Annotated in this window: 21 protein-coding genes and 4 pseudogenes; 13 read left to right on the top strand and 12 right to left on the bottom strand. The window is 71.0% G+C overall.

Going from position 1 to position 24,902, the window contains the following annotated elements; genetic code table 11:
- Positions 1–2: 2 nt before the first annotated feature.
- Complete coding sequence (locus AXW62_RS00125; protein WP_060942627.1) at positions 3–929, bottom strand: VOC family protein; 927 nt, start codon at positions 927–929, stop codon at positions 3–5.
- Between the two features lie 41 nt (positions 930–970).
- Positions 971–1,813, bottom strand: coding sequence for a fumarylacetoacetate hydrolase family protein (locus tag AXW62_RS00120; RefSeq protein WP_060942626.1), 843 nt, complete (start codon positions 1,811–1,813; stop codon positions 971–973).
- Positions 1,814–2,041: 228 nt separating this feature from the next.
- On the opposite strand from AXW62_RS00120, the gene AXW62_RS00115 reads away from it, so the two are divergent.
- The 3 genes from AXW62_RS00115 (at position 2,042) to AXW62_RS00105 (ending at position 5,321) form a co-directional block, all read left to right on the top strand.
- On the top strand, positions 2,042–2,869 hold the full coding sequence (locus tag AXW62_RS00115) for a FadR/GntR family transcriptional regulator (RefSeq protein ID WP_079115391.1): 828 nt from the start codon (positions 2,042–2,044) through the stop codon (positions 2,867–2,869).
- Between the two features lie 269 nt (positions 2,870–3,138).
- Positions 3,139–4,101, top strand: a complete 963-nt coding sequence (locus AXW62_RS46545; protein WP_079115390.1) for an Lrp/AsnC family transcriptional regulator — start codon at positions 3,139–3,141, stop codon at positions 4,099–4,101.
- Positions 4,102–4,223: 122 nt separating this feature from the next.
- Positions 4,224–5,321: an alkene reductase gene (locus AXW62_RS00105; protein ID WP_060942625.1), complete on the top strand. Its 1,098-nt coding sequence runs from the start codon at positions 4,224–4,226 to the stop codon at positions 5,319–5,321.
- Between the two features lie 344 nt (positions 5,322–5,665).
- Here the strand turns inward: AXW62_RS00105 and AXW62_RS00100 are convergent, their stop codons facing one another.
- The 4 genes from AXW62_RS00100 to AXW62_RS00085 all read right to left on the bottom strand — a co-directional run bounded on the left by AXW62_RS00100 (position 5,666) and on the right by AXW62_RS00085 (position 11,044).
- Positions 5,666–7,738 (bottom strand): HelD family protein, encoded by a 2,073-nt coding sequence (locus AXW62_RS00100; RefSeq protein ID WP_370682884.1) that lies wholly within the window; start codon positions 7,736–7,738, stop codon positions 5,666–5,668.
- A 130-nt stretch (positions 7,739–7,868) separates the two neighbouring features.
- Positions 7,869–8,327, bottom strand: a complete 459-nt coding sequence (locus AXW62_RS00095) for a hypothetical protein (RefSeq protein ID WP_060942624.1) — start codon at positions 8,325–8,327, stop codon at positions 7,869–7,871.
- 464 nt (positions 8,328–8,791) lie between these two features.
- Positions 8,792–9,331 carry a hypothetical protein gene (locus tag AXW62_RS00090; protein ID WP_174556331.1) on the bottom strand — a complete coding sequence of 180 codons (540 nt, stop codon included), beginning with the start codon at positions 9,329–9,331 and terminating at the stop codon, positions 8,792–8,794.
- 45 nt (positions 9,332–9,376) lie between these two features.
- The gene (locus AXW62_RS00085) at positions 9,377–11,044 is read right to left on the bottom strand and encodes an AbeC-like domain-containing protein (RefSeq protein WP_107406187.1); all 1,668 of its coding nucleotides are present in this window, start codon (positions 11,042–11,044) and stop codon (positions 9,377–9,379) included.
- A 147-nt stretch (positions 11,045–11,191) separates the two neighbouring features.
- On the opposite strand from AXW62_RS00085, the gene AXW62_RS42240 reads away from it, so the two are divergent.
- A complete protein-coding gene (locus AXW62_RS42240; RefSeq protein ID WP_252368450.1) occupies positions 11,192–11,773 on the top strand; it encodes a resolvase in 582 nt (193 codons plus the stop codon).
- Between the two features lie 23 nt (positions 11,774–11,796).
- On the opposite strand, the pseudogene AXW62_RS47355 reads toward AXW62_RS42240, so the two are convergent.
- A pseudogene (locus tag AXW62_RS47355) lies at positions 11,797–12,017 on the bottom strand (winged helix-turn-helix domain-containing protein); the annotation flags it as partial.
- 65 nt (positions 12,018–12,082) lie between these two features.
- Here AXW62_RS47355 and AXW62_RS00075 point away from each other — a divergent pair.
- A complete protein-coding gene (locus AXW62_RS00075; RefSeq protein ID WP_060942623.1) occupies positions 12,083–12,778 on the top strand; it encodes a flavin reductase family protein in 696 nt (231 codons plus the stop codon).
- Positions 12,779–12,824: 46 nt separating this feature from the next.
- Positions 12,825–13,859, top strand: a pseudogene (locus AXW62_RS00070) (amidase); the annotation flags it as partial.
- Positions 13,860–14,319: 460 nt separating this feature from the next.
- Here the strand turns inward: AXW62_RS00070 and AXW62_RS43665 are convergent.
- Positions 14,320–14,574 (bottom strand): hypothetical protein, encoded by a 255-nt coding sequence (locus AXW62_RS43665; RefSeq protein ID WP_159060778.1) that lies wholly within the window; start codon positions 14,572–14,574, stop codon positions 14,320–14,322.
- A gap of 212 nt (positions 14,575–14,786) precedes the next feature.
- On the opposite strand from AXW62_RS43665, the gene AXW62_RS00060 reads away from it, so the two are divergent.
- Together AXW62_RS00060 and AXW62_RS00050 are read left to right on the top strand one after the other, a co-directional pair.
- Positions 14,787–15,707: an NADP-dependent oxidoreductase gene (locus tag AXW62_RS00060; protein WP_060942620.1), complete on the top strand. Its 921-nt coding sequence runs from the start codon at positions 14,787–14,789 to the stop codon at positions 15,705–15,707.
- Positions 15,708–16,227: 520 nt separating this feature from the next.
- Positions 16,228–16,719 carry a hypothetical protein gene (locus AXW62_RS00050; protein ID WP_244502705.1) on the top strand — a complete coding sequence of 164 codons (492 nt, stop codon included), beginning with the start codon at positions 16,228–16,230 and terminating at the stop codon, positions 16,717–16,719.
- 103 nt (positions 16,720–16,822) lie between these two features.
- Here the strand turns inward: AXW62_RS00050 and AXW62_RS00045 are convergent, their stop codons facing one another.
- Together AXW62_RS00045 and AXW62_RS00040 are read right to left on the bottom strand one after the other, a co-directional pair.
- The gene (locus AXW62_RS00045) at positions 16,823–17,008 is read right to left on the bottom strand and encodes a hypothetical protein (protein ID WP_060942617.1); all 186 of its coding nucleotides are present in this window, start codon (positions 17,006–17,008) and stop codon (positions 16,823–16,825) included.
- A gap of 185 nt (positions 17,009–17,193) precedes the next feature.
- Positions 17,194–18,282, bottom strand: coding sequence for an alcohol dehydrogenase catalytic domain-containing protein (locus tag AXW62_RS00040; protein ID WP_174556330.1), 1,089 nt, complete (start codon positions 18,280–18,282; stop codon positions 17,194–17,196).
- A 101-nt stretch (positions 18,283–18,383) separates the two neighbouring features.
- Between AXW62_RS00040 and AXW62_RS00035 the strand changes: the two genes are divergently transcribed.
- Positions 18,384–19,277: a LysR family transcriptional regulator gene (locus AXW62_RS00035; protein ID WP_060942616.1), complete on the top strand. Its 894-nt coding sequence runs from the start codon at positions 18,384–18,386 to the stop codon at positions 19,275–19,277.
- A 369-nt stretch (positions 19,278–19,646) separates the two neighbouring features.
- The gene (locus AXW62_RS00030; protein ID WP_102884852.1) at positions 19,647–20,411 is read left to right on the top strand and encodes a GNAT family N-acetyltransferase; all 765 of its coding nucleotides are present in this window, start codon (positions 19,647–19,649) and stop codon (positions 20,409–20,411) included.
- A gap of 151 nt (positions 20,412–20,562) precedes the next feature.
- On the opposite strand, the pseudogene AXW62_RS00025 reads toward AXW62_RS00030, so the two are convergent.
- A pseudogene (locus AXW62_RS00025) lies at positions 20,563–20,793 on the bottom strand (transposase family protein); the annotation flags it as partial.
- A gap of 183 nt (positions 20,794–20,976) precedes the next feature.
- On the bottom strand, positions 20,977–21,420 hold the full coding sequence (locus AXW62_RS00020; RefSeq protein WP_060942614.1) for an Lrp/AsnC family transcriptional regulator: 444 nt from the start codon (positions 21,418–21,420) through the stop codon (positions 20,977–20,979).
- A 6-nt stretch (positions 21,421–21,426) separates the two neighbouring features.
- Between AXW62_RS00020 and AXW62_RS00015 the strand changes: the two are divergent.
- The 3 genes and pseudogenes from AXW62_RS00015 to tpg form a co-directional block, all read left to right on the top strand.
- Positions 21,427–21,612 (top strand): annotated as a pseudogene (locus tag AXW62_RS00015) (rhodanese-like domain-containing protein); the annotation flags it as partial.
- Positions 21,613–22,094: 482 nt separating this feature from the next.
- Positions 22,095–24,329: a telomere-associated protein Tap gene (tap, locus tag AXW62_RS00010; protein WP_442267811.1), complete on the top strand. Its 2,235-nt coding sequence runs from the start codon at positions 22,095–22,097 to the stop codon at positions 24,327–24,329.
- Positions 24,330–24,341: 12 nt separating this feature from the next.
- Positions 24,342–24,899, top strand: coding sequence for a telomere-protecting terminal protein Tpg (gene tpg, locus AXW62_RS00005; RefSeq protein WP_060942612.1), 558 nt, complete (start codon positions 24,342–24,344; stop codon positions 24,897–24,899).
- The last annotated feature ends 3 nt before the right edge of the window (positions 24,900–24,902 follow it).

Here is a 24,902-nt window from a genome sequence, read left to right as displayed (position 1 = left end):
CTCTACCTCGTCGGGCTGTGGGTGCCGGTCATCAGGGCGGCGAGATCGTCGGGGGCGAGGAAGGACGGCGGGGGCGGCGGCCCCCAGGTGAACAGGCCCTTGGCGCCTTCCAGGGCCTCCGGCGACCAGAGCTGGTCGTCGACGATGCAGTCCATGTCGGAGTAGTACTCGCTGAAGTTGCCGGCCGGGTCCTTGAGGTACCAGAAGAAGTTGGAGCCGGCGTGGTGGCGGCCCAGGCCCCAGACGTGCCGCTCGGGGTGGTCCTCCAGCATCGCGGTGGCGCCGCGGCCGACCTCGTCGATGTCGTCGACCTGCCAGGAGGAGTGGTGCAGGAAGGTGACGGGCGCGGCCAGGACCAGAATGTTGTGGTGGTCGGTGGAACAGCGCAGGAACGCCCCGTGGTCCTTGATGTAGTCGGACGCCTTGAAGCCGAGCCCGTCGCGGAAGAACGCGGTGGTGGTGTCGAAGTCGGTGGTGCCCACGACGGCGTGGCCGAGCTTGCGCGGCCGTACCCGGCCGGTGCGCAGGATGCCGGGGGCGCGGGCGCCGGTGCGCTCGGGCCGGCCGGGGCCGTTGTAGGCGGTGGCCGGCACCGGGTCCTGGGCGAGGCGGGGGAGGACCTCGAGGACAGCGCGTACGGCGGTGGCCTGGTCGTAGGCGGACAGGGTCTCGCCCTCCGTGACGCTCTCGATGCCGAGCCGCTTCAGCCGGGAGGCGGCCGCTGCGAGGTCGTCGGGCGTGTCCGCGCCGACGCGGACCTCCACCAGGCGGCGGGCCGGCGCGTGGACGATACGCAGCTGCCGTCCGCCGTCCTGGGTGGTGAACCAGCCGTCGCCGTCCGGGACGAGACCGAAGTCCGTGTAGTAGGCCGCCGTTTCGGCGACATGGGGGACCCCCATGGTGATGGAGGTCAGACGGTGCAGTGCCATGGGGGACTCCTTGACTCCTTTGTCCGAAGGGTCCGGCCGGGTCAGACGACGAAGGTCTGGCGCAGTTCGCCGATGCCCTCGATGGTGCTGACGAGTTCGTCACCGGCCGCCAGCCAGCGCTGCGGGTCGCGACCGAGGCCCACGCCGGCGGGGGTGCCGGTGAAGATGACGTCCCCGGGCAGCAGCGGCAGCACCGCGGACAGCTTGGCGATCAGGGCGGGCACGGAGAAAATCAGGTCGCGGGTGCGGCCCTTCTGGACCTCCTCGCCGTTGATCGCACAGCGCAGTTCGAGGTCGCCGGGGTCCTCGAACTCGTCCGGCGTGACCAGCCACGGCCCGATGGGGGCGAACCCGGGGTAGGACTTGCCGAGGCTGAACTGGGGCGCGGGACCCGCCAGCTGGGACACCCGCTCGGAGATGTCCTGGCCGACGGTCAGCCCGGCGACGTGGCTCCAGGCGTCCCCCTCGGCCACGTTCTCGGCGCGGTGGCCGATGACGGCGACCAGCTCGACCTCCCAGTCGGTGTTGCCGCCCTCGGGCAGCTTCACCTCGGTGACCGGGCCGCTGATGCTGGTGACGAACTTGGTGAACACGGGCGGCAGTCCCTCGGGCACCTCGAACCCGGACTCCGATGCGTGATCGCGGTAGTTGAGGCCGATCGCCAGCGTCTGCCGGGGAGCCGGGACCGGCGAGCCCAGCTCGGCCGGGTCGAACGCCACGCCCTCGGGCAGGTCTGCGGCGGCGGCCCAGGACCGGAACACCTCCCAGCGCTCGTAGACGGCCTGGGGGTCGGCGGAGAAGCTGCCGGCACTGGCCTTCTCGACGTCGACGGCCTTGCCATCGATGATCAGGGCCAGTCGGCCGGAGAGGTTGGCGATACGCACGATGTGTCTCCCGAGAGGGGTGGGAACGGGGCCGCCCGGAACCGCGTGGGTCGCGGCCGCTCGACCGCTGGGGCGATGCGGGACCCGCCGCCGGCGACGACGGGGTCCTTGCTCATCCGCCAGCAATTCAGCATGATGATTAGGCTTGATGGTGCGCCGACGTGTCCCGGGCGTCAAGAGGCCGAAGCCAAAAAAGACTATGATGAATATGAGTCTTGAGGAGTTGTTGTGACCGTCACGCCCGAAGGAACCGCGTCCGCGGGAGCTACCGCCTCTGGCGGGGTCCGTCCTGATCAGCGGCGTGGCGGTGCCGCGTCGCCGTCCGCCGGCGTCTCCCCCGGCGGACGCGGCCCCGAGGGGGGCGGGCGCGGGACGGCCTCAGGGCGGGCCGAGGGGGCGGCGCAGCGGGTCACGGAGCTGATCGAGAGCCTGCCGCCCGGCTCCCGCCTGGGCACCAAGGAGGAGATGCGCACCCTGTGCGGGGTCTCGGTCGGCACGTTCAACGAGGCACTGCGGCTGCTGCAGTCCCGCGGACTGGTCACCGTCAAGCCGGGCCCCGGCGGCGGCCTCTTCAGCGCCGAACAGTCCCCGATGGTCCGCCTCGGTAACTCCGTCCTGGCCCTGGACACGCAGCAGAACGACGTCGCCGACGCCGTACGCATCCGCGACGCCCTCGACCCGCTGCTCATCGAGGACGCGCTCTGGCACGCCTCACCGGCCGACATCGCCACCCTGCGCGACCACATCACCGCCATGGAACGGGCCGTCGACGACACCGACCCCGTCGCCTTCGTCCACGCCAACTGGCGCCTGCACGCCGCCATCGCGGCGATCAGCCCGAACAGCCTGCTCAGCTCGCTCTACACCAGCCTTCTGGACCTCATCGAAGGCCACACGCTCTCGGTGCTGCCCAACGGTGAGCAGCCGCTCACCGAATACATCGCCCAGCGCCACGAACTGCACCGCGCACTCGTCGACGCCCTCGACCGCCGCGATCGCGACGAGGCGCTCCGGCTGATTCACGAGCACAACACGAGCCCCGCCACGCCGTACTGACCCGCCGCTTCATCCCGTCACGCAGGCCCGTACTCCCCGCACCGCCCAGCGGACGGGCCAAACACGTCGTTGCCGCGGACCCGGCCGGGCCGACGACACCCGATCCCGGACCGCCGGCCACGCCTGTCCGCACGTATCGTCAGACGGGGGAGCGGTGTTGAGACGGGAGCATTGACCCGGATACGTAGGTGGCGGAGCCCATCGGGCGTGGCCGGTACGGGGAGCACACCGGGGCGCGCCGGATGAGTGGGATCGGTAGGACGGGACACATGTTGGACGCGGTCGAACGTGGGCTGCTGCAGGCGCTCCAGATCGATGGGCGGGTCGCGTTCTCGCTGGTCGGTGCGGTGCTGGGGGTTTCGGACCAGACGGTGGCGCGCCGGTACGCGCGGCTGCGGAACGAGGCGGGCGTTCGGGTGATCGGTGCGGTGTGGCCGGAGGCGGTGGGGCGGCAGCTGTGGCTGGTGCGGGTGCGGTGCGTACCGGAGGCGGTGGCGGGGCTCGCGCGAGCGCTGGCGAAGCAGGCGGAGACGTCGTGGGTGCAGATCGCCTCGGGCGGCGCGGAGGTCCTGTGCATGGTGCAGGCGGTGACGGACACGCCGGCCGCGGAGTCGACCGTGCTGTCCCGCCTGCCCCGCACGCCCCGGGTCACCGGGGTGAGTGCGCACCGCGTGCTGCACCCGTTCTTCGGTGGAAGTGAGAGTCCGCTGACGAAGAACGGGCCGCTCACAGCGGAGCAGTGCGCGCGGCTGTCGCCGCCGGCGGCGGAACGCGTGACCGGGCCGGTGGAACTGTCGGCGGAGGACAACGCGTTGCTGGAGGCGCTCGCGCTGGACGGGCGGGCCGGGTTCCGGTCGCTGGCCGCGGCGACGGGCTGGTCGCAGACGACCGTGCGGCGGCGGCTGGCGGAGCTGCGCTCGGGCGGGGTGGTGTACTTCGACGTCGATGTCGACCCGGCGTTGCTGGGGGCGTGGACGTCGGCGGGGCTGTGGCTGACGGTCGCGCCGGGTGAGCTGGCGGCAGCGGGTGAGGCGCTGGCGGAGCATCCGCAGGTGAGCTTCGCGGCTGCCACCACCGGTGTGTCCAACCTGTACGCGAGCGTGCAGTGCGCCACGGGCACGGCGCTGTACGAGTACCTGACGGGCCCGGTGGCGGCATTGCCCGGGCTGCTGTCGGTGGAGACCGCGCCGAGTATGCGGGTGGTCAAGGGGGCGTCTCCGATCGTCGGATAGCGCCGCGTACGAGGCCCTTGGCGTCGGATAGCGCCCACGGGGACGGTGTTCCTGCCGCGGGGCTCAGCGCGAGGGGATGGTGGCGGGGCACGAAAACACACCGCTGCGAGAGGGAACTCCCGATGCCCAACGCATTCGACCCGATCACCATCGGACCGCTCACCCTGCCCAACCGCGTCGCCATGGCCCCGCTGGCCCGCCGCCGCGCCTACGGCGACGGCCTGTCGGCGACCCCGCTCATGGCCGAGTACTACCGGCAGCGCGCGACCGCCGGGCTGATCGTCTCCGAAGCCGCCCAGCCCAGTCGTGTCGGCCAGGGCTACACCGACACCCCCGGCCTGCACGACGCGGCGCAGGTCGCGTCCTGGCGCCCGGTCACCGACGCCGTGCACGAGGCGGGCGGCCGGATCTACTCACAGCTCATGCACGCCGGCCGTAACAGCCACCCCGAACTCCTCGGCGGCGGGCTGCACCCGCTCGCGCCGTCCGCGTGTGCCGCCGAAGGCGTCGTGCGCGTCCACGGCGGCGAACCGGCCGTGCGCAAGCCGTACCCGATACCGCAGGCCCTGACCAGGCAGGGCATCGCGGATACCATCGCCGACTTCGCCGATGCGGCCGCGAACGCGATCGACGCCGGGTTCGACGGTGTCGAACTGCATGGAGCCTACGGTTACCTCATTCAGCAGTTCCTCTCCGGCAACGCCAACCGCCGCACCGACCGCTACGGCGGCAGCGTCGCCGGGCGCGTCAGGTTCCCGCTCGACCTCGTCGACGCCGTCGCCGCGCGCATCGGACCCGAGCGGCTCGCACTGCGGATCTCCCCTGGCTGCACCGCCTTCGGCCTCGACGAGCCGGACCTGCACGAGCTCTATCTGACCCTGCTCGACGGTCTGCCACGCGACCTGGCCTACCTGCACGTATTCGAGTTTCCGGGCCACCGCGACCTCACGGTGAAACTGCGGGAGCACTGGGCGGGAGTGTTTATGCTCAATCCGCACGAGACCCACCACGACTGGCCCGCCGGCCCTGGGCAACTGCGCCTGGTCGACGACGGGCTGGCGGACATCCTCTCGTTCGGGACGCTGTTCATCTCCAACCCCGACCTCGTGCACCGCCTCCGCCTCGGCGCGCCGCTCGCCGAGGCCGACAAGACCACGTTCTACCGCGGCGACCACCGCGGCTACACCGACTACCCCTGCCTGGGGGAAGTCCTCGCGTGACCGCTGTCCTGCGCAGCGCGACCGCCGTGGTCACCGGTGCCGGCAGTGGCGTCAGCCCCGCAGACGCCGCAGGCTCACCCTGGCCGACCGGCCGGCCGCACGCGGGGGTCGGGCCCCGCTGTCCCAGCTCTCCGCTCGCTCGGTGACCGCGGCGTGAGGGCGGTCGCCGATCCGGTCCGACCGGGGCCGCCCTCAGTCGTGCCGCCGCGCCCCGCAGCAAAGACCAGGCCGCGCGATGCCGGGCGCGGCCAGGAGCGGTGAGGCGGCGAGCAGCCCCGTGCGCGCGGGTCGGTGCCTGCACCGCGCCGGGTGCGCCCGCGGCGACGGACGCGGGTGCCGAGTCGTCAGGCGGGCCGGACGGTGATGGTGCACAGGCGCTTGGTGGCCCGGGTCAGGGCTACGTACAAGTCCCGTTCCCCACCGGGGCGGTTCGTGATGATTTCCTCCGGGTTCATGACGACGATTCCGTCGAATTCCAGGCCGCGTGCTTCGGACGCCGGCACGATGCGTGCGTGGTGAGCGGCGCCCTGAGCCGTCAGCTCGCTCACCCTGGTGTCCGCGCAGATCACCCCCAGCAGCTCGCCCGGGTGCGCGGTGCGCTGGGCGCGGAGTTCCTGAACGACGGCGGCGACCAACCCGTCCGGAGGTGTGGTCACGGTGCGAGGGCTCTCACCGCTTCGCAGTGACCGTGTGGGCTTCTGGTCCGGAGCGATCCGCGTGAGCAGGTCCCGGACACTTCCCAGGATCTGCTGCGTTGTGCGGTAGCTGACGGTCAGCTCGTGCAGTGTGAACCGTGGCCCGACGTGGGGGCTCAGTGCTTCCTTCCAGTCGCGTGCGGTCGCGACCGGGCCTGCCTGGGCGAAGTCACCCACCAGCGTCATCGACCGCGACGGGCAGCGGCGGACGATCATCCGCCACTGCATGGCGGTCAGTTCCTGCGCCTCGTCGACGACGACGTGCCCGTACGTCCGCTCGGGGGGACCGTCGACCAGGCTCGCCGCCTCGTCCAGCAACGGCACATCGGCATCGGTCCACGGGTCGTCCGGACCGCGCAGCAGAAGGGACCGCTCCTGCGCGGTCAGACGGAGCAGGCGCTCGGCGAGCGCGTCGGCGTTCGTCAGGAGCGCCTTCACGAGGTCACCGGGTACCAGCCGCGGCCACAACACCTCGACCGCTCGGTCGACGCCGGTGTCGTCGAGGAGATCGGCTCGGATGGCGTCCAGGTCCAGCTCGTGGACCGGACCTGAGCCGGCCGCACCTTCGGCACGGCGCTGGGCGGCTCCCGTGAACCGGTCGAGGTCGATGCCCGTCATCCTTTCGGTATCGGCGTCGATCTGCTCCAGGAGGTCCCCCATGTCGCGTTGCATCGCGTCGGTGACGGCGTCGACCAAGAGCTCTTTGAACACCTGGCGCGCGGGGTTGTGCCCCGTCGTGGCCGTCACGGCGGCGTCGCGTGCCGTGGCGACTTCCTCGCCGGAGAGGTGAACCCGTTCCTGTCCGACCCGCACGGTGAAGTCACCGGCGGGGGCTTGGTGGGCGCACAGCAGGCCGGCCAAGGCGTCGGCGAGGTCGGAGCTGCCCTTGAGCCGCGCCGTATCGAACGGGTCCACCGTGTCCGTGGGCACTCCGGCCAGTTCCTGGCAGGTCGCCAGGACGACGTCGTTCTCTCCGAGCGAGGGAAGGACCTGGGAGATGTAGTCGAGGAACCGGGCGTTCGGGCCCACCACCAGGACACCCTCCTGCGCGGCGCGCGGGAACGCGTACAGCACATAGGCCGCACGGTGCAGGGCGACCACTGTCTTGCCGGTGCCGGGCCCGCCCTGCACCACGGTCACCCCGCGGTGGGCGGAGCGGACGATCTCGTCCTGCTCGGCCTGCAGCGTCGCGACGGCCGCCTGCATCCTGCCGGTACGCCGTGCCGACAGGGCCTCGGTCAACGGGCCGTCCCCCACGACGTCCTCGTCGGTCGGGGCGGTCCCGTCCAGCAGTTCGTCGCTCACCGAGATGACCGTGCGCTCCTCGAGGCGCAGGTGCCGGCGCCGCCGCAGGTCCATCGGGTGGACCGGTGTCGCCTCGTAGAAGGGCCGCGCCGCGTTCGCGCGCCAGTCCACGAGCAGCGGCAGGTCATCCTCCTCCCTGTGCAATCCGATCCGCCCGATGCGCAGGGCCGTGCCGTCCGTCCGGTCGATGCGCCCGAAGACCAGCCCCTTTTCGGCGCCCTCCAGCCGGCCGATTTCCTTGGCCAGACGCTCGGCGGCGATTTCTCTCTCGTAGGCCTCATTGGCGTTGTCCGCCGGGGCCTTCAGCACACTCGCCCGGTGCACGCGCGCTTCGGAAAGCCGCTCGGTGAGCAACGCATACAAGGAGGACACATAATCCTGCTCCGATTCAACCGCACGCACAGCGGGATCGTTCATTTTCGACAACAGGGGGCTCCTTCGATTCGAGCCACACCATACGGTCAAAAGTTCCCTAAAGGTAAGCCTTGACTTACCTGTCGAAACTATGTCCCACGACTGAATCCATGACGGCTGACCGTATTCCGTATCATGCGTTCCGCCGTTCCGTATATCGCTCATTGCGCTCCCGATGCCCGCCTGCCGTATGGGCGAGCCCGCCCTTGGATGCCGGTGATGTTTTGCCGCGCTCGGGAAAAGGGAGCAGAGAGATCCGGCGAGGCGACCGGCGCTGGTCCGCGGTCCCGCCTGCAAGCGGCCTGCCGTCCACGGCGATCCAGCAGAACCCGTCCTCGCGCTGCTCGAGCAGCTTCCACATCCGGCGGCGGACCGCGGCGCGGGCCCGGGCGATCCGGCGCCGTTGCCGTGCGCCCATCTCGTCCAGCACCCGCCACACGGTCGCGAGGGAGGCGACCTGGCCGAGGACCGCACGCTGGTGCTCCAGCAGCGCGATGTCGCCGATCGCCTCGGCACCCAGGACGATCGCGCAGGCCAGGTCCACCAGCACCCGCCCGCGCGGGTGCACCGGAGGGGACCCGGGCAGGCGCATCGCAAGCGCCTGATCAGGGACTGGACACCGCAGATAATTGAAGGTCGGGGCACCGTTTCCGCATCCGAGTGACGCTCAGTACCTACCCTCAGCGACACCGTGAAAGCCGAGCCCGGGGCACCTCAGCCCCGGGCTGTCCGACCAGGTCGTTTCGTTCCGGGTGGGGGCTGGCTGTCGGTCGGATCCGGGAGCTGTGGCAGTCCGTACCGGATCGGTGGGACGGCTGACGTGCGACCTGAATGACATGACGGAACTTCCGGATCAAGCTGGCCGTGGCGGCCCGCTTCCCGGCCGCGACTGTCAGGAGAAGTCGGCCAGCTGTGCGCCCCCGATCGTGACTACGGCCAGCACCGCTAGTACGACGGCCGTGATGCGCAATCTCCGCTCCAGGGCCCTGGCGCGCCTTTGGCGGAGATGCAGATCCACTGAGGGGTCCCACCGCTGTTTCTCCGCATCCCAACTGCTCATGCCGGCATGCCGGTGATCGTCTGGGCGGTCACCCCGGCCGCGGTCTGCCCACTCACGGACCCGGCAGCCTGGGCCGCGAGCGAAGCGAGCCTTCGCGGCCGTCCCTGCTCCACCCTCTTGGTGGCCTGGATCTCCTCTTCGGCCAGGGCAGCTTCCGTGCGCAGTTCACCTGGCTCACCGCGCAACAGCACGAGCGCCTCGATCAGTTCAGGCGTGGCCTCGAAGAACCGCTCCGACCGGTGGGTGGCCCGGGCTTCAGGGCCTGAAGCCGCCGCACCCCCGGTCATCCGTCCGATGACGATGCCGCCCGGGAGCGGTGTCACGACGGGGGAGGGCAGTGCACTCGCGTCGGCGGGCCGACCGATCCGTCTGCCGGATTCCTCGGCCTCCGCCCGCGGCCCTGCGGCAACGACTCCTCCGTTGAGCTCACCGATGACGAGGCCGCCCGGCGACTCCGCACCCGACGGGCACTCGTCGGCGCCCGCGTCGCGGTGGGCGCCCGCCGCACCGTCACGTCCGTCCGTATGCTCGCTCACGCTGCCTCCCTGTTCTGTGTGCCTGCCACATGCCTCGTCGCCTCTTCAGAACCGCTGCCGTCCAAGGACACGGCCCCTCGCCTGGCGCGGTCCACCCGCGGTTCGTGCTTGGGCGCCCCGCCCCGCCGCCACCGCGCCCCCGCTCATCGCCCCGATGAGGATCCCCCCGTTGCTCACCTGGATGACTTGCTGCTCCAGTTGCCCGGTGTCGTAGCCCTTTTCCCGCAGCGCTTGGACCGCCCCGGTGCCGATGCGCTCCACGAGCGCGTTGAGATAGCGGTTGACATCCGTCTCCCGGATCGGTGACTTCTGGTACGCGGACGCGAGTTCGCGTACGGAGCCCGAGGCCCCCTTGGACGGGGTGTCCCAGCCGTTCTGGCGCTCGAACCGTCGCTTCACCGAGATCGTCGCGTCACCCGCTGAGCCCGCGGCGGAGAAGATAGCGGCGACTGCGGCGGCCGGAGCGGCCAGCAGGGCTCGTACCACCGAGGTCGCCGGAAGGTCGGGGCCCCGTTCGGCGATCGCGTCGACGAGCTCGAACTCCGGCTGCAACGGGTCCATGACGTAGAGGCAGACCTCCAGCGTCAGTGACTTGCCCTGGGTGTAGACCCGCACCAGAGCAGTGACCACCACCTGCTGTTCCCACCCGCTGATCCGGGCCCACAAGTAGTGCCGCCGGGCCTCGCCGCCTTCTTCGACCGCCTCGCGGAGGTGCCCTTCCGCAGCCGCCTGCCCATGGTCGACCGAGTCCCTCGGCGGCCCCGCCGGCAGGTAGACCAGTTCGTCGATCTGCACCTCCTTGAGACGGTCCACCTTCGATCGGGGACCGGTGTCCTCGCGGAATCCCTCCAGCTCGTCCCGAAGGCGGCCCAGCACGTCGGCGGTGGTGAGCGGCTCGGAATCGGCGTCCGGCTCGCGCTTCAGGTCCATCACGACGGGCGTGGGGTCCAGCACCGCCCGGCCCAGCCCGGCGAACCCCCCGACCGTGTCGTACAGGACGATCTTCGAGTCCTGTTCCCTCTTGATGACCTCCCCGACAGCCCGGAGCCACGCGGGCCCCGTCAGCCTCTCCGGGGACCGTTGCTCGAAGGCATTGGGGCGGAACTGATCACGCATGGTCCGCTCGACGGTGCGGCGGTGTACCCACACGGGGACGGCCAGCAACAACGGGAATACCACCGCCACCCAGTGGGCGGGGTTTCTCAACACGGCGACGAACGCTGTCGCCCAGTAGGAGGCCAGCGCGCCAGCGCCGACCACGGCGAACAAGAACCCACCTCGCCGTCTGGGCGCTGGGCCACTCGGCTCGTACGCGTTCCTGCCGCAGCCCGGGACACTCCCTGTCAACCACAGCAGCAAGCACACGAAGGCGTAGTTGAACACCCAGAAAACATGGTCGATTTCACATACGGGGTGATCCGCCATTGCTTCGATCAAATCGTAGGGAAGGTCGAAGACGAATGCGAAGATGCTCGGGAAGTCCCAGCTCGAATCCCCGCCTTCTCTGCCTGTCCCGTTCTTCGCATTGCAGATGAAAGGCGCATGCGGGAGGAGTAGATCTGCCAGTGCGAAGAGCGCCCACACCACGGCGGCCCAGATGCCCGTTGTCCGCTCGAGCCTGCCGGCCCGCCTGGCGTTGGCCAGCACCGCGAAGACATCGACACCGGCCGCTGGCGCAAGCGCCCTTTCATCGTGCCTGACGAGCAGGTTCACGACACGACGCCGGAAGCGAGCGGAGAGATAGGACCCTGCGCAGAGCAGACGGGTGGTCTCGGTATCGGGGCATGAGCCGGGAGATCGCGGCGGTCCGTCAGGAGGGGGCGGGCAGGAGGATAATTGAGAAGGAACTGTCAAAGTGTCGTGACCTCCTTCTATCAGGACGAGCGCCATTTTAGCCGCGATTCGTTGCAGACCGTCGCCGCCGGCGGCCTCCAGCGCAAGCTGACCGCCCACGGACCGCGGGCCGCCGCGGCCGAGGGCAGCAAGGGCGGACGCTGCCCGGCCGTCACGGCCGCGAAGGCCGCCGCCGTGCGCGCCGGGTACCTGGGCGGCCAGTCCATCGCCGGCCTGGCCCGCGACCACCACGTCAGTCGCGGCGCCATCCGCACCGCCGTCGCCGGCCTCATGCCGAAGCACACCGACGATCGCCAGGACACCCCAGCACCGCAGACCGCGGTCACCCTCGGCATGCCGGGCAAGGTCGCCGACTTCCAGCGCGCGGCCGAACTGGAGCCCTCCGAGCGGGCCGCGCTCGACCAGGGCGTGACCGTACGGCGCGGCCAGGGCTGCACACCCCGTGTCTCCGCGGTGCCCTCGGTCCGCCGCCAACTCCTCGGCCGCTGCTGGCCGTTCGACGCTTCCTCGGCAATCTGGGCCCAGCGCATGGCCCGCCGCGAGTCGAGAACCGCGTCAGCACCCTCGGGACCGGGGGGACGAGCATGAGGCGCGGCCGACCGGCCAGACGCACGTAGCTGCCGTTCCTTGGCCAGCAGGTTTCCGCGGACGAGCGTGTGCAAGTGCTCAGTCGCGGTCGAGGGCGCCCCCCACATGACGCGCCAATTCCGTCGCTGTCCAAGCCCGGCCGTCGAGGAGGGCCGGACAGAAGCCCGCCCGGCGTACCATCGGCCAGAAGCTTCACCACGGCAGCCAGGTCAGGACCGGCTGCATGTGGGCGCTGCATGTCCATGCCGTCCGTTGTCCCCTGCGATACTTCGGCCCCGGCCGAAATAACCGGACCCTAGGCTTCTCACCATGAACACGGCACCTCCCAGAACCCTGCCCGCACAGACAGTCGCCACCCACCTGGAGATCGAACCGAGCATTCTGTACTTCGGGACGCCAGTGGTGCTCCTGTCGACAGAGAATCAGGACGGCTCGTTCAACCTCGCCCCGATATCATCCGCATGGGCTCTCGGGAAGACGGTGGTGATCGGGCTGGGCCGTGAGGGGCAGACCGCGTACAACCTTGGCAGCCGCCCCGACCTGGTCATCAGCCTGCCGGCCCCCGCCCAGTGGCCGGCCGTGGAGCGGCTGGCGCCACTGACCGGCCGGGATCCAGTGCCCTCCAGCAAGCCCAATGGCTGCCGCTTCGAGCCGGACAAGTTCGCCGCCGCGGGCATGACCAGCGAGCCCTCCCACCTGGTCAGGCCGCCTCGCGCCGCCGGATGCCCGATCCAGTTGGAGGCCCGTGCCGAGCGGGTGCAGCAGGACGTCTCCGGGGAGTTCGTCATCGTCGAGGCCGTCGTGTGCAAGGTGCACGCCGACTCCCGCATCGTCGTTCCGGGCACCGACCACATCGACCCCGCCGCCTGGAGCCCCCTCATTTACAACTTCCGCCACTACTTCGGACTCGGCCCGGAACTCGGCCACTCCTACCGCACCCAGACACCCCGCAACTTCGAGGGGCCGGCCGCAGAGCCTGCACTCGCCGACATAGCGCCCAACTGAGACGAGGCGGCCTGGCCGAAGTCGGCGGCAGCAGGGGAAGACCAACCTCCCGGAGTTCTCGTACTCGACCGAGTCCGACAACCTCCTCACGGGCAGGGCGAACAACCCCTGGAACCTCGACCGCACGTCCGGCGGTTCCAGTGGCGGGGAATCGGCGGCGATCGCGGCCGGGATGTCGCCGCTCGGGCTCGGAAGCGACCTGGCCATCTCGGTGCGCGGGCCGGCCGCTCACACCGGCATCGTCGCCCTCGAGGCAACGCACACGCGCATCCCGATGACCGGGGTCTGGCCGCGGGTGCCGCGCCGTGACTGGCACGTCGGCCCGATGGCCCGCACCATCCGCGACCTCGCACTGGCGTACTCGGTGCTGTCCGGCCCGGACGGTGTCGACGGCTTCGCCACCGTTCCGCCCGAGTTCGACGCAGGCCTGGGCGCGTCGCCGGACCGGCCCGTCCGCGTCGGCTGGCTGACTGGCTCGGGACTCGGCCCGCTCGACTCGGAGGTCGCTGCCACCGTGCAGAAGGCCGCCGAAGCGCTGGAGGGCGCCGGGGTTCAGGCCGAGGCTGTGAGCATCCCGGCGCTCGAGCGGGACAACCCTCTCGACCTCTTCTACCGGCAGCACGTCATGGAGGTGCAGCCGGCCTTCCAGGATGTCACCGCCGGTCACGAGGACCAGATGGCCAAGGTCTCCAAGTCCATGCTCGCCAGCCCCGGCACATCCGTAGAGGACTACCTCCTGGCCGAGCAGGGCATCGAACGTCTCCGGGACGCATGCACCGAGTACTTCCAGCAGTACGACGTCCTCCTGCTCCCGGTCCTGCCCATCCCTGCCCACGAACACGGACTCACCCAGTTCACCATCAACGGTCAGACGGTGGACGCCGCCCACATACAGACGGCGACCATCCCGTTCAACCTGACCGGACTCCCGGCCCTGTCCATGCGGTTCGGCACGAGCAGCGACGGCATGCCGATCGGTGTGCAGCTGGCAGCCAACTGGCACTGTGAGTCGACGATCCTGCACATCGTGTCGCTGCTGGAGTCGCTCAGCCCCGTCCGTGACCAGCACCCCACCATCTGACAGTCGCGAAAGGCCACACCCCAGGCGTTTCGAGGAGCGCGACAGCCATCGTGCCCCTCGAAGCGCCCGTATCGGCACCACGGGCGGCTTCGCTCCGCATGGGCCGGCCTCGACCACGTCGGCCACAGCCTGCCGCACGTAGGCCAGGCCGCGCCCGGCGGTACTGCTCGACCTCGCTGCCGGAGCCCAAGGCCAGCTTCTCCGACCAGTACACCGGCTCGATTCGCGGACTGTCCGGGCTGGGGCGGAAGAAGTCGAGCATGTCGTCGACGCGGGTGAACGACCAGCAGCCCAGCCCGCCGCGCAGCACCAGCATCTCGGGCCAGGTGACGACCTCGTCCACTCCCAGGACGCCTTCGGGAACCGGAACGACAGGTGACGGTGGAAGGCGGAACGCGAGCGCGTCCGAGCGGTCTTCCGCGCCGCCTACGAGGCCGGGGACCTGGCCGGCCTGGTCAGGCTACTGCACCCGGACGCCGTCCACGTCACTGACGGGGGCGGCAAGGTCTCCGCGGCGCGCAAACTCATCCACGGCGGCGAGCGCGTCGCCGAGGTCATGGTGCGTGCGGGGCGCCGGCGGCACCCGGACCGCATCGACTTCGCCGAGGTCGGCGGCGAGCTCGCCCTGGTGTTCTACCGCGAAGGCCGGGTCTGCTCCGTCGACACGGTCCAGATCACAGACGGTCTGATCACCGCTTACCGCCGGGTCATCCATCCCGACAAACTCGTGCGCGTGCGAACTGTCACACCGGAGGGGCTGCCTCGTCTCCCTGATGAGAACGCACGACGGGCTGACGAAGAAGTGCGAGAGCAGGTGAGATCGATCGTGCGAAGTGGCATACATCCACCTGCCTGTGTCTTTCACGACGACGAGCTCTGTGCGTGAACGGCTGCGCGCTTGAGTCACCCCTCCCAGTAAGGACCTGTATGCAAGCCATCACTGTGCGAGACCGTGACGCAGGTTTCGCCGGGATGTCCCTGACGGACGTGCCCTACCCCCACGCGGCCGAGAACGACGTCATCGTGCGGGTGCACGCGGCGGGCTTCACCCCCGGAGAGCTGGACTGGCCGGGCACGTGGACCGATCGTGCCGGCCGCGACCGGACGCCGAGCGTGCCCGGGCACGAGCTGTCCGGTGTCGTCGCAGAGCTGGGGTACGGCACCACCGGCCTGCGGGTCGGCCAGCGGGTGTTCGGCCTCGCCGACTGGACGCGCAACGGCTCGCTCGCCGAGTACGCCGCGGTGGAGGCCCGCAACCTCGCGCCGCTGCCCGCGGACATCGACCACACCCTGGCCGCCGCCCTGCCGATCTCCGGGCTGACCGCCTGGCAGGGCCTGTTCGACCACGGCCGCCTTACCACCGGCCAGACCGTCCTGATCCACGGTGCCGCGGGCGGCGTCGGGTCGATCGCGGTACAGCTCGCCCGCGAGGCCGGCGCCCGGGTCATCGGCACCGGCCGGTCCGCCGACCGGGACAGGGCTCTCGCCCTGGGCGTCGACACCTTCCTGGACCTGCAGACCGAGGAGCTGGAGGACGCCGGCGAGGCCGACGTCGTGTTCGATGTGATCGGCGGCGACATCCTCGACCGCTCGGCCGCCCTGGTCCGGGCCGGCGGCACGCTCGTCACCATCACCATGCCGCCCCAGGTCCAGCCCAAAGACGGGCGGGCAGTCTTCTTCGTCGTCGAACCCGACCGCGCTCGGCTCACCGATCTCGCCGCGCGGCTGAGGGACGGCCGGCTCAAGCCGGTCGTCGGTGCTGTGCGGCCGCTTGCCGAAGCACCTGCCGCGTTCGCCCCCGGCAAGCACACCCCGGGCAAGACGATCATCCGCGTTACGCAGGACTGAACAGGAGACCGATCGTGATCGGAATGCGGATCGCCGGTGGCCTGCTGGCCGTCACCACGCTGACCGCGGCCACGGCCTGCTCGTCCGCCGGCCACCAAGCCGCGCCCGAAGGGCGCGGCGCAGGCCACACGAACGCATCGAAGAACCATGACCGACTTCCAGCGCGTCAACATCGGCAAGCGCCACCCGGCCGTCTGCAAGGCCCTCATCGCCCTGTCGTCGCAAACCGCGGTGCGACCCCGGTCCTGCGCAACCCACGCGCGCTGTCCCGGGCACCGGCGCATGGCGTCCGTCCGCATCGCACCGTTCCGGGTGACCAGCATGACGCGGCCTACGCACCTGGTCCGTCCGGCCGCCCCGCCGAGCGTGCCCTCCGGTTGAGCGACGTCCGCGGTGGAAAAGAAACTGGCACAGGACCGGTAGGGGGCAGGGGAGGCGGGCGATGGTCTGGGGCACGCTCAGCTCAGAGGCACACGTGGAGGCTCTGCACAGGGCCGAAAGGGCGGCCACGGAACGCGGATTGGGGGAGAGGACGCACGCGGTACACATCGGCAGCCGCCTCACCGGGCTCGGCTGTGTGTCGATGTTTCCCGCCCTGGGCTGCCTGATCGCCGGCCTCGGCCTGCTCGGCGCCACGCACGGCGCCGGCCTGACAGCCCTGGCCGGGGTCCTGCTCGCCCTGGTCGTCGCCATCCCGACAGCCGCACTGTGGACCGAGGGGCGGTTAACCCACCGCGACCTGCGCCTGTACGTCTTCGACCGGGGCGTCGTCGTCACCCGGGGTCGGACCGAAACCCATGCTATGACCTGGCCAGAGGTGCGTGTCACCGAGCGGACGGAGACCTCCAGCTACGGCCAGAACAGCCACGGCGCCACCGTCCACTGGCTGTACCTGCATCGCCCAGACGGCCTCCCGCTGACCCGGATCAACACCAACAACCCCGCCGGTGTCGCCATCGCCCGCAAGGCGGCCGAGTACCGAAAGCGGGAGGCGGTGGCCGACGATGGCTAACCGCTCCGCTACGAGACCCGGTCGGGCGGGGGAAGTATCCGGAGCGGCGTGCTCCGAGTCGCCTGCCCGGCGCGGGGCCGAAGCGGGTGACGGCTGAGGAACGCTATTGCTTCAACGCCGGGATGCTGGTGAGGGTTCCGCCGATCTTCGCCTTCGTGATCGGGGCGGTCGGGTGGTCGGCGAAGTACTGCTGCACTTCGTCGGACGAGGCGGTGCCGCCCAGGTCGGTGATCCGTCGCAGTACCGCGCGGGCCCCGGGTATCAGGGAGGCGATGGACGGGTTGCCCACCCGTCCGCCGACTCGTTCTGTCGGCAGACGTTCGTTTCTCGGCGCTCAGGCGGAATGCGTGCCGCGGCGGTGGGTGGTGGGTTCGGAGGGGGTTCGTTCGCTCTGGTGGGGCCGGGGGTCGGTTTGAGCGGTGCGTGGAAGTGGCGGGTGGTGCGGGTAGTGGGGGAGGTGGTCAGGGGGGCTGGTCAGCCGGCTGATGGGGTGAGGCTGGTGCGGTCGAACGGGCCACCGTGCGCGGCGGCGTATGTGATGGCGTCGTTGACGTTGGCGAGGGGGAACGACCGGACCCGTTCGGGGGCGAGGTCCAAGGCGCCGGAGGCAAGGAGCCGGATGATGCCGACGTTGGCTGTGCGCGGGTACATCCACTGCCCGCGCACGGTGATGGAGTTGCGCATGATCCATGGGTACGGGAGTGCGAGGTCGTCGCCGCCGAGCATGCCGACGCCGCCCATGAGGACGACCCGGCCGTACTCGCGCACGGTCATGGCCGCTGCGCGCGAGGCCGAGCTGGGTGCGCTCGGCGGGAGCATGTCGATCACCATGTCAATCGGGCCGTCGGCCGCCACGGACATCGCCGCGCGGTCGGTGGACTCGTCCCCGGTCAGCGGGATGGGACGCAGACGCGGACCGAACCGGTCGGCGAGGAGGTCGAGCGCAGCCTTGTTGCGGCCGGGGGCGACCACGCGGCCCGCGCCCATCGCGAGTGCGACCGCGACCGCGCTGCTGCCGAGGTTGCCGGTGGCCCCGCTGACGAGCAGCGTTTCGCCGGCCGCGAGCCCGCCTGCCAGCAGCCCGCCGTAGGAGATGGTGTGCACGGTGAGCGCGGCCCAGCGGGCCGGATCCTCCCCGGCCGCGGCGGGCAGCGGGAAGACGTTCTCCGTCGGGACCCGCATGAGCTCGGCGAACGCGCCGTCGTGCAGGTACTCGGCGAGCCGCGCGCCGCCCTCGCCGCGCGAGCTCCAGCCCTGGAGGGTGATGTCGGGTGTCAGCGCATCGTCCCGCGAGCGCACCGTCGCATCGCACCACACCAGGTCGCCGACCCGCAGCCGGGTGGCGTCAGGGCCGACGTGGACGATCCGCCCCACCGCGCCGACACCGGGCACGACAGGAGGGATGAGGGGGTATTTCCGCTTGCCGCTGAAGACTTCGGCCGCGTAGGGCGCCACGCCGGCGGCGAGGACCTCGACCACCACCTCACCGCCCCCGGCCTCGGGGTCCGGCACCTCCCGCACCGCGAGTGGGGCGCCGAACCGCGTCAGAACTGCTGCTCGCACGTGATGACCTCCGTGTTCGTCCGTGCTCGTGAGATCAACCCTAGGAGCGGGGCGGGTATGCGGGAAGCGATGATCTCGCATATGTGGTATGCGTAGGGCGCATGGACATCTCCAGCACGGGACTGCGGGTCCTGCGGCAGATCGCCGAGTCCGGCAGCTTCACCGCGGCGGCCGCCCGGCTCGGCTACACACAGTCGGCCGTCTCACGCCAGGCCGCCGCCCTGGAACACAGCGCCGGCACCACCCTGTTCGAGCGCCGCCCGGACGGGGTACGGCTCACTCCCGCCGGCTTGACCCTGCTGCGGCACGCCCACACGATCCTCGCCTCGCTCGCGGCGGCCGAGCGGGAACTCACCGGCACCGTCCCGCGGACCGAGGTGGTGCGGCTCGGGGCAGTCCAGAGCGCGGGCTCGGTGACGCTGCCCGCCGCACTCGCACACCTCGCGGCGGCCGACCCGCAGATCACGGTCACCACCCGCGAGGGCACCACGCCCGCCCTGATCCGGGCGTTGCGCGCGGGCTCGCTCGACCTCGCCGTGCTGACGTCCCGCCCACCCCACCGGCCCTTCGACAGCGAGGTGCCGCGCCTGCACCTCGAGACCGTCGCGGACATCGACTTGGTCGTGGCCGCGTCGTCGACCGGAGACTTCGCCGGACGCACCACGGTGCACCTCGACGAACTGGCCGACGCCGCGTGGATCGCCACCCCGTCGTCGAACGCCGAACCACTGCTCGGCGTCTGGCCCGGCCTGCCCGGACGGCCGCGCGTCGTCCACTCCGCGCGTGACTGGCTGACGAAGCTCCAGCTGGTCGCCGGCGGCTTCGGCGTGACCACGGTGCCGTCCCGGCTCTCAACCGTGCTGCCGGCCGGGGTGAGCCTGCTGCGCGTCGATGGCGCACCCCCCGAGATCCGCCGGGTGCTCGTGGCACGCCTCTCCGGCCACCCCACCCCGGCGATCACCGCCGTCACCCAGGCGATCACGTCGACCGCCTGAACCGCCGCCCAGGCGGCCTGTCAGAGCCGATCCGACGGGTAGCGACGAACTGGCTGGTGGGCGGCCGGAACGGGACGACGCTGTCCGCCGTACCTGCTCCCGGAACGGGTCGTGCGGCCACGGTGGCGTCCTGGGGGAGGGCTGCGTCCGAGGCACCTCAGCCACGAGGCCGGCGCACTGACCGTGCAACCCGCCACACCGCGCCGTCGCTGCCGACATGATCACCGCTGATCCAGCGGAAAGCTCTTGGACGGCCCGTTCACCGGCACCGGAAAAGCACCTGCGAGCACCCCAGCCGACATGCTGGGATGCATCATCATGAAGCCAATGGACATCCAGTCGATCAATGCATCCGACCTTCCGCTCGCGATGGAGCGGAATCTCGCCGAGCACGCCTGCCACCTGCACCGAACCCTGAAAGGCGCGTCCGTCACCGAGACCGGCGACCTACTGATCGCCGACAGCGGTCTCGCCGATGACACCTTCAACATCGTCGCGGCGGCCCGCTTCACCCCGGGCACCGCCCCGACCCGCGCCGCGGAGACGGCCCGGACCTTGGCCGCCACCGGCCGCCCCTTCTCCTGGTGGGTGGGCCCCGCCTCCACGCCGGACAATCTCGCCGAGCATCTTCAGGCCGCCGGCCTGGAGGCGTCGGAAACCGAGGCGGGCATGTGGAAGGACCTGCGCGGCTCCCTCCCCGAGGCGCACGTCGACGGCCTGGAGATCCGCCCGGCCAGCACCCCGGAACAGCTCGCCGACTACGCCACGGTCCTCGCTGCGAACTGGAACCCGCCCGCGGCCACGGTGCGCCAATTCTTCGCCGAGGCCGCTGATGCGGCTCTTACCGCGGACAGCCCCGCCCGCTACCTGATCGGCTATGTCGACGGCCGCCCCGTCTGCTCGGCCGAGGTCTTCCTGCACGCGGGCGTCGCCGGCATCTACAACATCGCCACACTCGCCGCCGACCGCCGCCGCGGCTATGGCGGCGCCATCACCGCGGCCACCCTGCACACGGCCCGCGACGCGGGCTACGAGACCGCGGTGCTGCAGGCATCCGCCGACGGAGAACCCGTCTACCGCCGCCTCGGTTTCACCGCCTGCGGCCACTTCACCGAGTACGCCCTCACCTCCTGAACCGTCGCGGCAACCACTCTGCTCCTCACCAACGCCTGGTAGTCCATCGGCAACGCTTCACGCCCGGGGCATCGCCCCGATGGGCCTCCAGCTTCGACCTCATGCCTGACCAGCGAAAACCGCGCATGGGGATCGGAGAGAGAACGCCCTCTCAGCCCACAAGGGCCAGGTTGTGCAGCCGCGCGATGCCGAGCATCGCGTGGTGCACGCCGTCGCCCTCGATGCGGCAGTCGCGCAGGATCTTCCACCCCTTCATGCGGGCGAAGGCGTGCTCGACACGGGCCCTGACCTGTTCGTGGGAGCGGTTGTGCTCTTGCTGCCAGCCCGGCAGTTCGGCTCGGCCTTTCGCGCGGCGGCGGGGAATCATCAGGCGTTCTGTCGGGGGAAGGTCGAGTGTCCTTCGTCGCGGATTGGGCGGCTTCGGTGCGGCGGGCGCCGTCCCGGGGTGGTCGGCGCCGAAGGTGTCGGGAAGGCCGGTTCTGGCGGCGGGCCGGGGAGTGGTCGCTGAACCGTGGAGCGGTTGCCTGCGCGAGTGTTTCCGGCTGCTCCGGCGGATCGTCCGGTTTCAGTGGCCGACAGTGCGCCGGGGCAGTGGGGAGGAGTACACGACGCTGGTCGTGACGGAGCCCAGCGCGCCGATTCGGCCGGAGACCTCTTCCAGGTGGCGCATGGAACGTGCCGCGACCTTGATGATGAAGCAGTCGTCCCCGGTCACGTGGTGGGCTTCCAGGATCTCCGGCATCGCCTCGACCAGGTCGTGGAAGGGCTTGTAGTTGCTGTTCGGGTAGCGCAGCCGCACGAACGCCATGATGGTCAGCCCGACTTTCTCCGGGTCCACGACCGCCGCGTAGCCGCTGATGATGCCCGCCTCCTCCAGCCGGCGCACGCGCTCGGTGACCGGCGCCGACATGGAGACGGAGCGCGCGAGGTCGGCGAAGCTGGCCCGGCCCTCGCGCTGGAGGACGTCGAGAATGCGCCAGTCGATGGCGTCAGGGGAAAACTCGGCCATCGACGGCCCGGCTGCAACGGTGCCACCCGTGCCGCCCTCGCCCTCGCCGAACTCGGCTACCAGGTCAAGGAAATGCTCGGCGGGTTCGAGTACTGGGTGCGCGAGGGCTTTGCGTACGAGACCCGGCAGGGCCCGGAGCGCCGCGCCGCCGACCCCCTGACCGCCCCGGTCGCGGGCGCCTGCGGCTGCTGACCCCCGTTCCCGGACGGCTGCTGACTCCGCCGCTCCCGGCGTCGCGCGCCCGCCGCGAGAATGCCACGTCGGCCGTGCGGCTGTGCTGTCGGCACGGCTGCCGGACACCGCCGATGGCTCAGGCCCCGCCCTCCAACAGGCCCCGCCCTCCAAGGGGAAGGTCCGGCGGCTGAGCCGCATGTCGGCGGGTTGGGCCGGGCGGGCCCCGCTTCCGGCGCTGCGGCGCACGGTGCCGCCGTCGAGCGGTGCCCGCCCCCACTCCTCCTCACGGCAGGGCTCTGCCGACGGCAGTCGCGCCCGCCAACCAACCTCAGGTGGGGAACACCCGGCCTTCGCTGCGACGGAACACGAATCGTCACGGCCTCTGTAGCGGCGGGGCGCCCTGCCTCCGTTCACATAAGCGTTTCACATGAGCGTTTGGCAAGCGATTCACGAGCGATCAGCGCGCGATGTGCGGTAGGGTGTGGTGGGGAGGTGAGGTCTTGTCCGACGAGGAAGAGTTGTTCAGTGCCGTTGACGCGCTGCTGGAGCAGGCTGTGCGGGATCCGTTGCCGGAACCTGCGGAGCGTAAGCGTCTGCGCGAAGCGGCCGGGCTGACGCAGGACCAGGTTGCGGGGGCGCTGCAGACCCGGCGCGAGGCGGTGGGGAACTGGGAAGCCGGCCGTACGGAGCCGCGGCCACCGAAGCGTGCCGCATACGCACGGCTCCTCGAGGGCCTCGCTGCCCGCTTCCCCGCCCCCGGGGCGGCCGGCAACACCTCGACCGCGAGCGCCGGCCCCACCGCCACGCCCGCCCGAGAAGCGGCTTCGCAGACCAGCGCCCCGCACACCGCGCCCGCCCCGCACACCGCGCCCGCCCCGCACACCGCGCCCGCTCCGGCCGCCGCGCCCCGCCCGGCGGCCACCTCCAGGCCGGCGTCGACGTCCCGGCGCCCGGGGGCGAAGACCGCGACCCCGGGGAAGACCACCGCGGCGGTGGCTGTCGATCCGCGGTTCGCTCACGGTCCGCTCGCCGTCATCGATGTCGGCGCCGACCGCAAAGTCGTGGCGTACTGCACCGGCGGCCTGGTCCTGGACGTGCCCGCCAAGTCCATCCCGGCCCTGGTGGACTGGACGCTCCAGGAGGCCAAGCTCGGGCAGCCGAAGCTGTCCGGGCCGGGCAAGGACGCCGACCCGCTGCTCGTACTCACCGAGTCCGCCCTCGAGCGCTACGGCCTCCCGACGACGCTCACGGAGGAGGAGCGGCTCGCCGGGCGCCTGCCGGAGGGCCACAAGGTCATCAAGCAGCTGGCCCGCGCGGAGTGGAAGCTGACCAAGCGCGGGTTCGGCCCGTGGGCGCGGATCTACCGCCCGGCGAAGGGCTCGGAACGTGCCTGCGTCCAGCTGTGCATCCCCTCCTGGCACGCGCTGGACTCCCGCCACTGGGGCACCGCCGCCCAGCTTCCACCCGCGGAACTCGCCCGGGTCCTGGGCGCGTACGCCTCCCGCGTGATGACGCCCTGCGGCTCCACGGCCGTGACCGGCCTGGAGCTGATGACCGCCCTGCACCCGCCGACCCGCGCCTCCGCACCGCACGCCGACGGCACGCGGCACTCCGAGCACAACCCCGGCAGCCTGGGGAAGGACCCGGTCGACCCGGCGCCGTGCGAGGCCCCCGACGGTCACCCGCTCCTGGCGGACCTGCCACGGTTCCACATCCGCGGCCCCGGCGAGAAGCTGCTGGAGGAGGCGTACGACTGGGCCCGGCCGATGACCGACGCCGAATGCACCCTGCGGCACCTGGTCGGCATCGACGTGAACATGGCCTTCGCCGCCGGCGCCAACGGCCTGATCGTCGGCCTCGGCGCGCCCACGCACGTCAAGGCGCCGGTGTTCGACCCGAAGCTGCCCGGCTCCTGGCTGGTCGACCTGTCCCACGTCGACCTGTCCCGGGTGAAGGTCGGCAAGGACATGTGGGCGGACCTGGACGCCGGTCTGCTGCCCAGCCCGTTCACGCCGAAGGGCGAGCGCCCCGACGGCCCGGCCTGGTACGCCACGCCCACCGTCGCCTACGCGGTCGAGCTGGGCTATGACGTCGCGCCGATCGAGGCGTACGTCCGCTACGACAACGGCCGCTACCTGGACGCCTGGTACCAGCGGCTGCGCGACGCCTACCTGGCCACGATGGCCGACCTCGGCGTCGACGCGGACCTGGCACCGGCGGACTTCCTGGCGGCGATGGACGGCTACCAGGAGCGCGACCCTCAGCTGGCGATCGTCGTCTCGGCGATCAAGGCGACGGTCAAGGGCGGCCTGGGCAAGCTGCGCGAACGCCCCCGGGGCGAAGGCTGGCGACCGGGCGAGCCGTGGCGGGCCCTTGCCCGGCCCACCTGGCGGCCGGACATCCGCGCGGCGGTCATCTCCCGCACCCGGATCAACCTGCACCGTAAGATCGTCAAGCATGCGGCGTTCACCGGCCAGTACCCGGTCGCGATCCTGTCCGACTGCGTCGTGTACGCGGCCAACGGCGAGTCGCCGCTGGACTTCCTGCCCTATCGGGACGGCAAGCCGCTGCCCGGCGGCTTCAAACTCGGCATCAACCCCGGCCTGGTCAAGCACGAGGGCACCCAGACGGTCCTGTGGGGCGAGGGTGTGCGGGAGCAGTTCGACGCCCCGGAGCTCAACCTCGCCCGGTACATCAAGGACGGCACCGTCACCGATGCCGACAACGGAGAGTAGGGGAGGGTGACGATGAGCCTGTTCGGGGACGGCCTGGACGCCGCGGTGCACAAGGCGTTCACCCGCCCGGCACCCAAGAGCGCGCCCGCGCAGATGCGCTACCTGGTCAAGCAGCTCAAGGGCACCAGGCCGGTGGCCCAGCTGCTGCGGGTATCCCAGCGCACCGTGGAGCGCTATGTGAAGGGCCAGATCAAAAAGCCCCGCCCCGACCTCGCCGCACGCCTGGAGCGCGAGGTGAAGAAGCGTTGGCAGCCGCAGATCCGCGCCAGGGCCCGGCAGAAGGCGGCGACGACGGGCGGCATCGTCATCGACACCCGCGCCCGCATGGGCTACACCGCACCGATCGGGTCGACGGACCAGGACCGCATCCGGCACCTGACCGTCGCCCTGCCACCCCACTATGCCGCCCGTCTTTTCGACGCCCAGGAAGCCGGAGCCGGCGACCAGCAGCTCAAGGAGATCGCCGCCGAAGCGCTCAAGGAGGTCTACTTCCAGGACAACGGCCGCCGCGCCGGCCAGCTGGAGGAGGTCCGCTTCACGGACATCGAGCACCTGCAATTCGACCTCTAGCAG

Origin of the sequence: Streptomyces hygroscopicus subsp. hygroscopicus (assembly GCF_001553455.1) — a bacterium.
GTDB lineage: Bacteria > Actinomycetota > Actinomycetes > Streptomycetales > Streptomycetaceae > Streptomyces > Streptomyces hygroscopicus.
Note: the sequence above shows the minus strand (reverse complement) of the source record. Positions and strands in the feature narration are given on the sequence as shown.

What these genes read in the sequence shown, in the direction of transcription:
- AXW62_RS00125 (WP_060942627.1), bottom strand. Translation starts at nt 929, where the DNA reads ATGGCACTGCACCGTCTGACCTCCATCACCATGGGGGTCCCCCATGTC.
- AXW62_RS46545 (WP_079115390.1), top strand. Translation starts at nt 3,139, where the DNA reads ATGTTGGACGCGGTCGAACGTGGGCTGCTGCAGGCGCTCCAGATCGAT.
- AXW62_RS00105 (WP_060942625.1), top strand. Translation starts at nt 4,224, where the DNA reads ATGCCCAACGCATTCGACCCGATCACCATCGGACCGCTCACCCTGCCC.
- AXW62_RS00100 (WP_370682884.1), bottom strand. Translation starts at nt 7,738, where the DNA reads ATGAACGATCCCGCTGTGCGTGCGGTTGAATCGGAGCAGGATTATGTG.
- AXW62_RS00095 (WP_060942624.1), bottom strand. Translation starts at nt 8,327, where the DNA reads ATGCGCCTGCCCGGGTCCCCTCCGGTGCACCCGCGCGGGCGGGTGCTG.
- AXW62_RS00075 (WP_060942623.1), top strand. Translation starts at nt 12,083, where the DNA reads ATGAACACGGCACCTCCCAGAACCCTGCCCGCACAGACAGTCGCCACC.
- AXW62_RS43665 (WP_159060778.1), bottom strand. Translation starts at nt 14,574, where the DNA reads ATGGATGACCCGGCGGTAAGCGGTGATCAGACCGTCTGTGATCTGGAC.
- AXW62_RS00060 (WP_060942620.1), top strand. Translation starts at nt 14,787, where the DNA reads ATGCAAGCCATCACTGTGCGAGACCGTGACGCAGGTTTCGCCGGGATG.
- AXW62_RS00035 (WP_060942616.1), top strand. Translation starts at nt 18,384, where the DNA reads ATGGACATCTCCAGCACGGGACTGCGGGTCCTGCGGCAGATCGCCGAG.
- AXW62_RS00030 (WP_102884852.1), top strand. Translation starts at nt 19,647, where the DNA reads ATGGAGCGGAATCTCGCCGAGCACGCCTGCCACCTGCACCGAACCCTG.
- AXW62_RS00020 (WP_060942614.1), bottom strand. Translation starts at nt 21,420, where the DNA reads ATGGCCGAGTTTTCCCCTGACGCCATCGACTGGCGCATTCTCGACGTC.
- tpg (WP_060942612.1), top strand. Translation starts at nt 24,342, where the DNA reads ATGAGCCTGTTCGGGGACGGCCTGGACGCCGCGGTGCACAAGGCGTTC.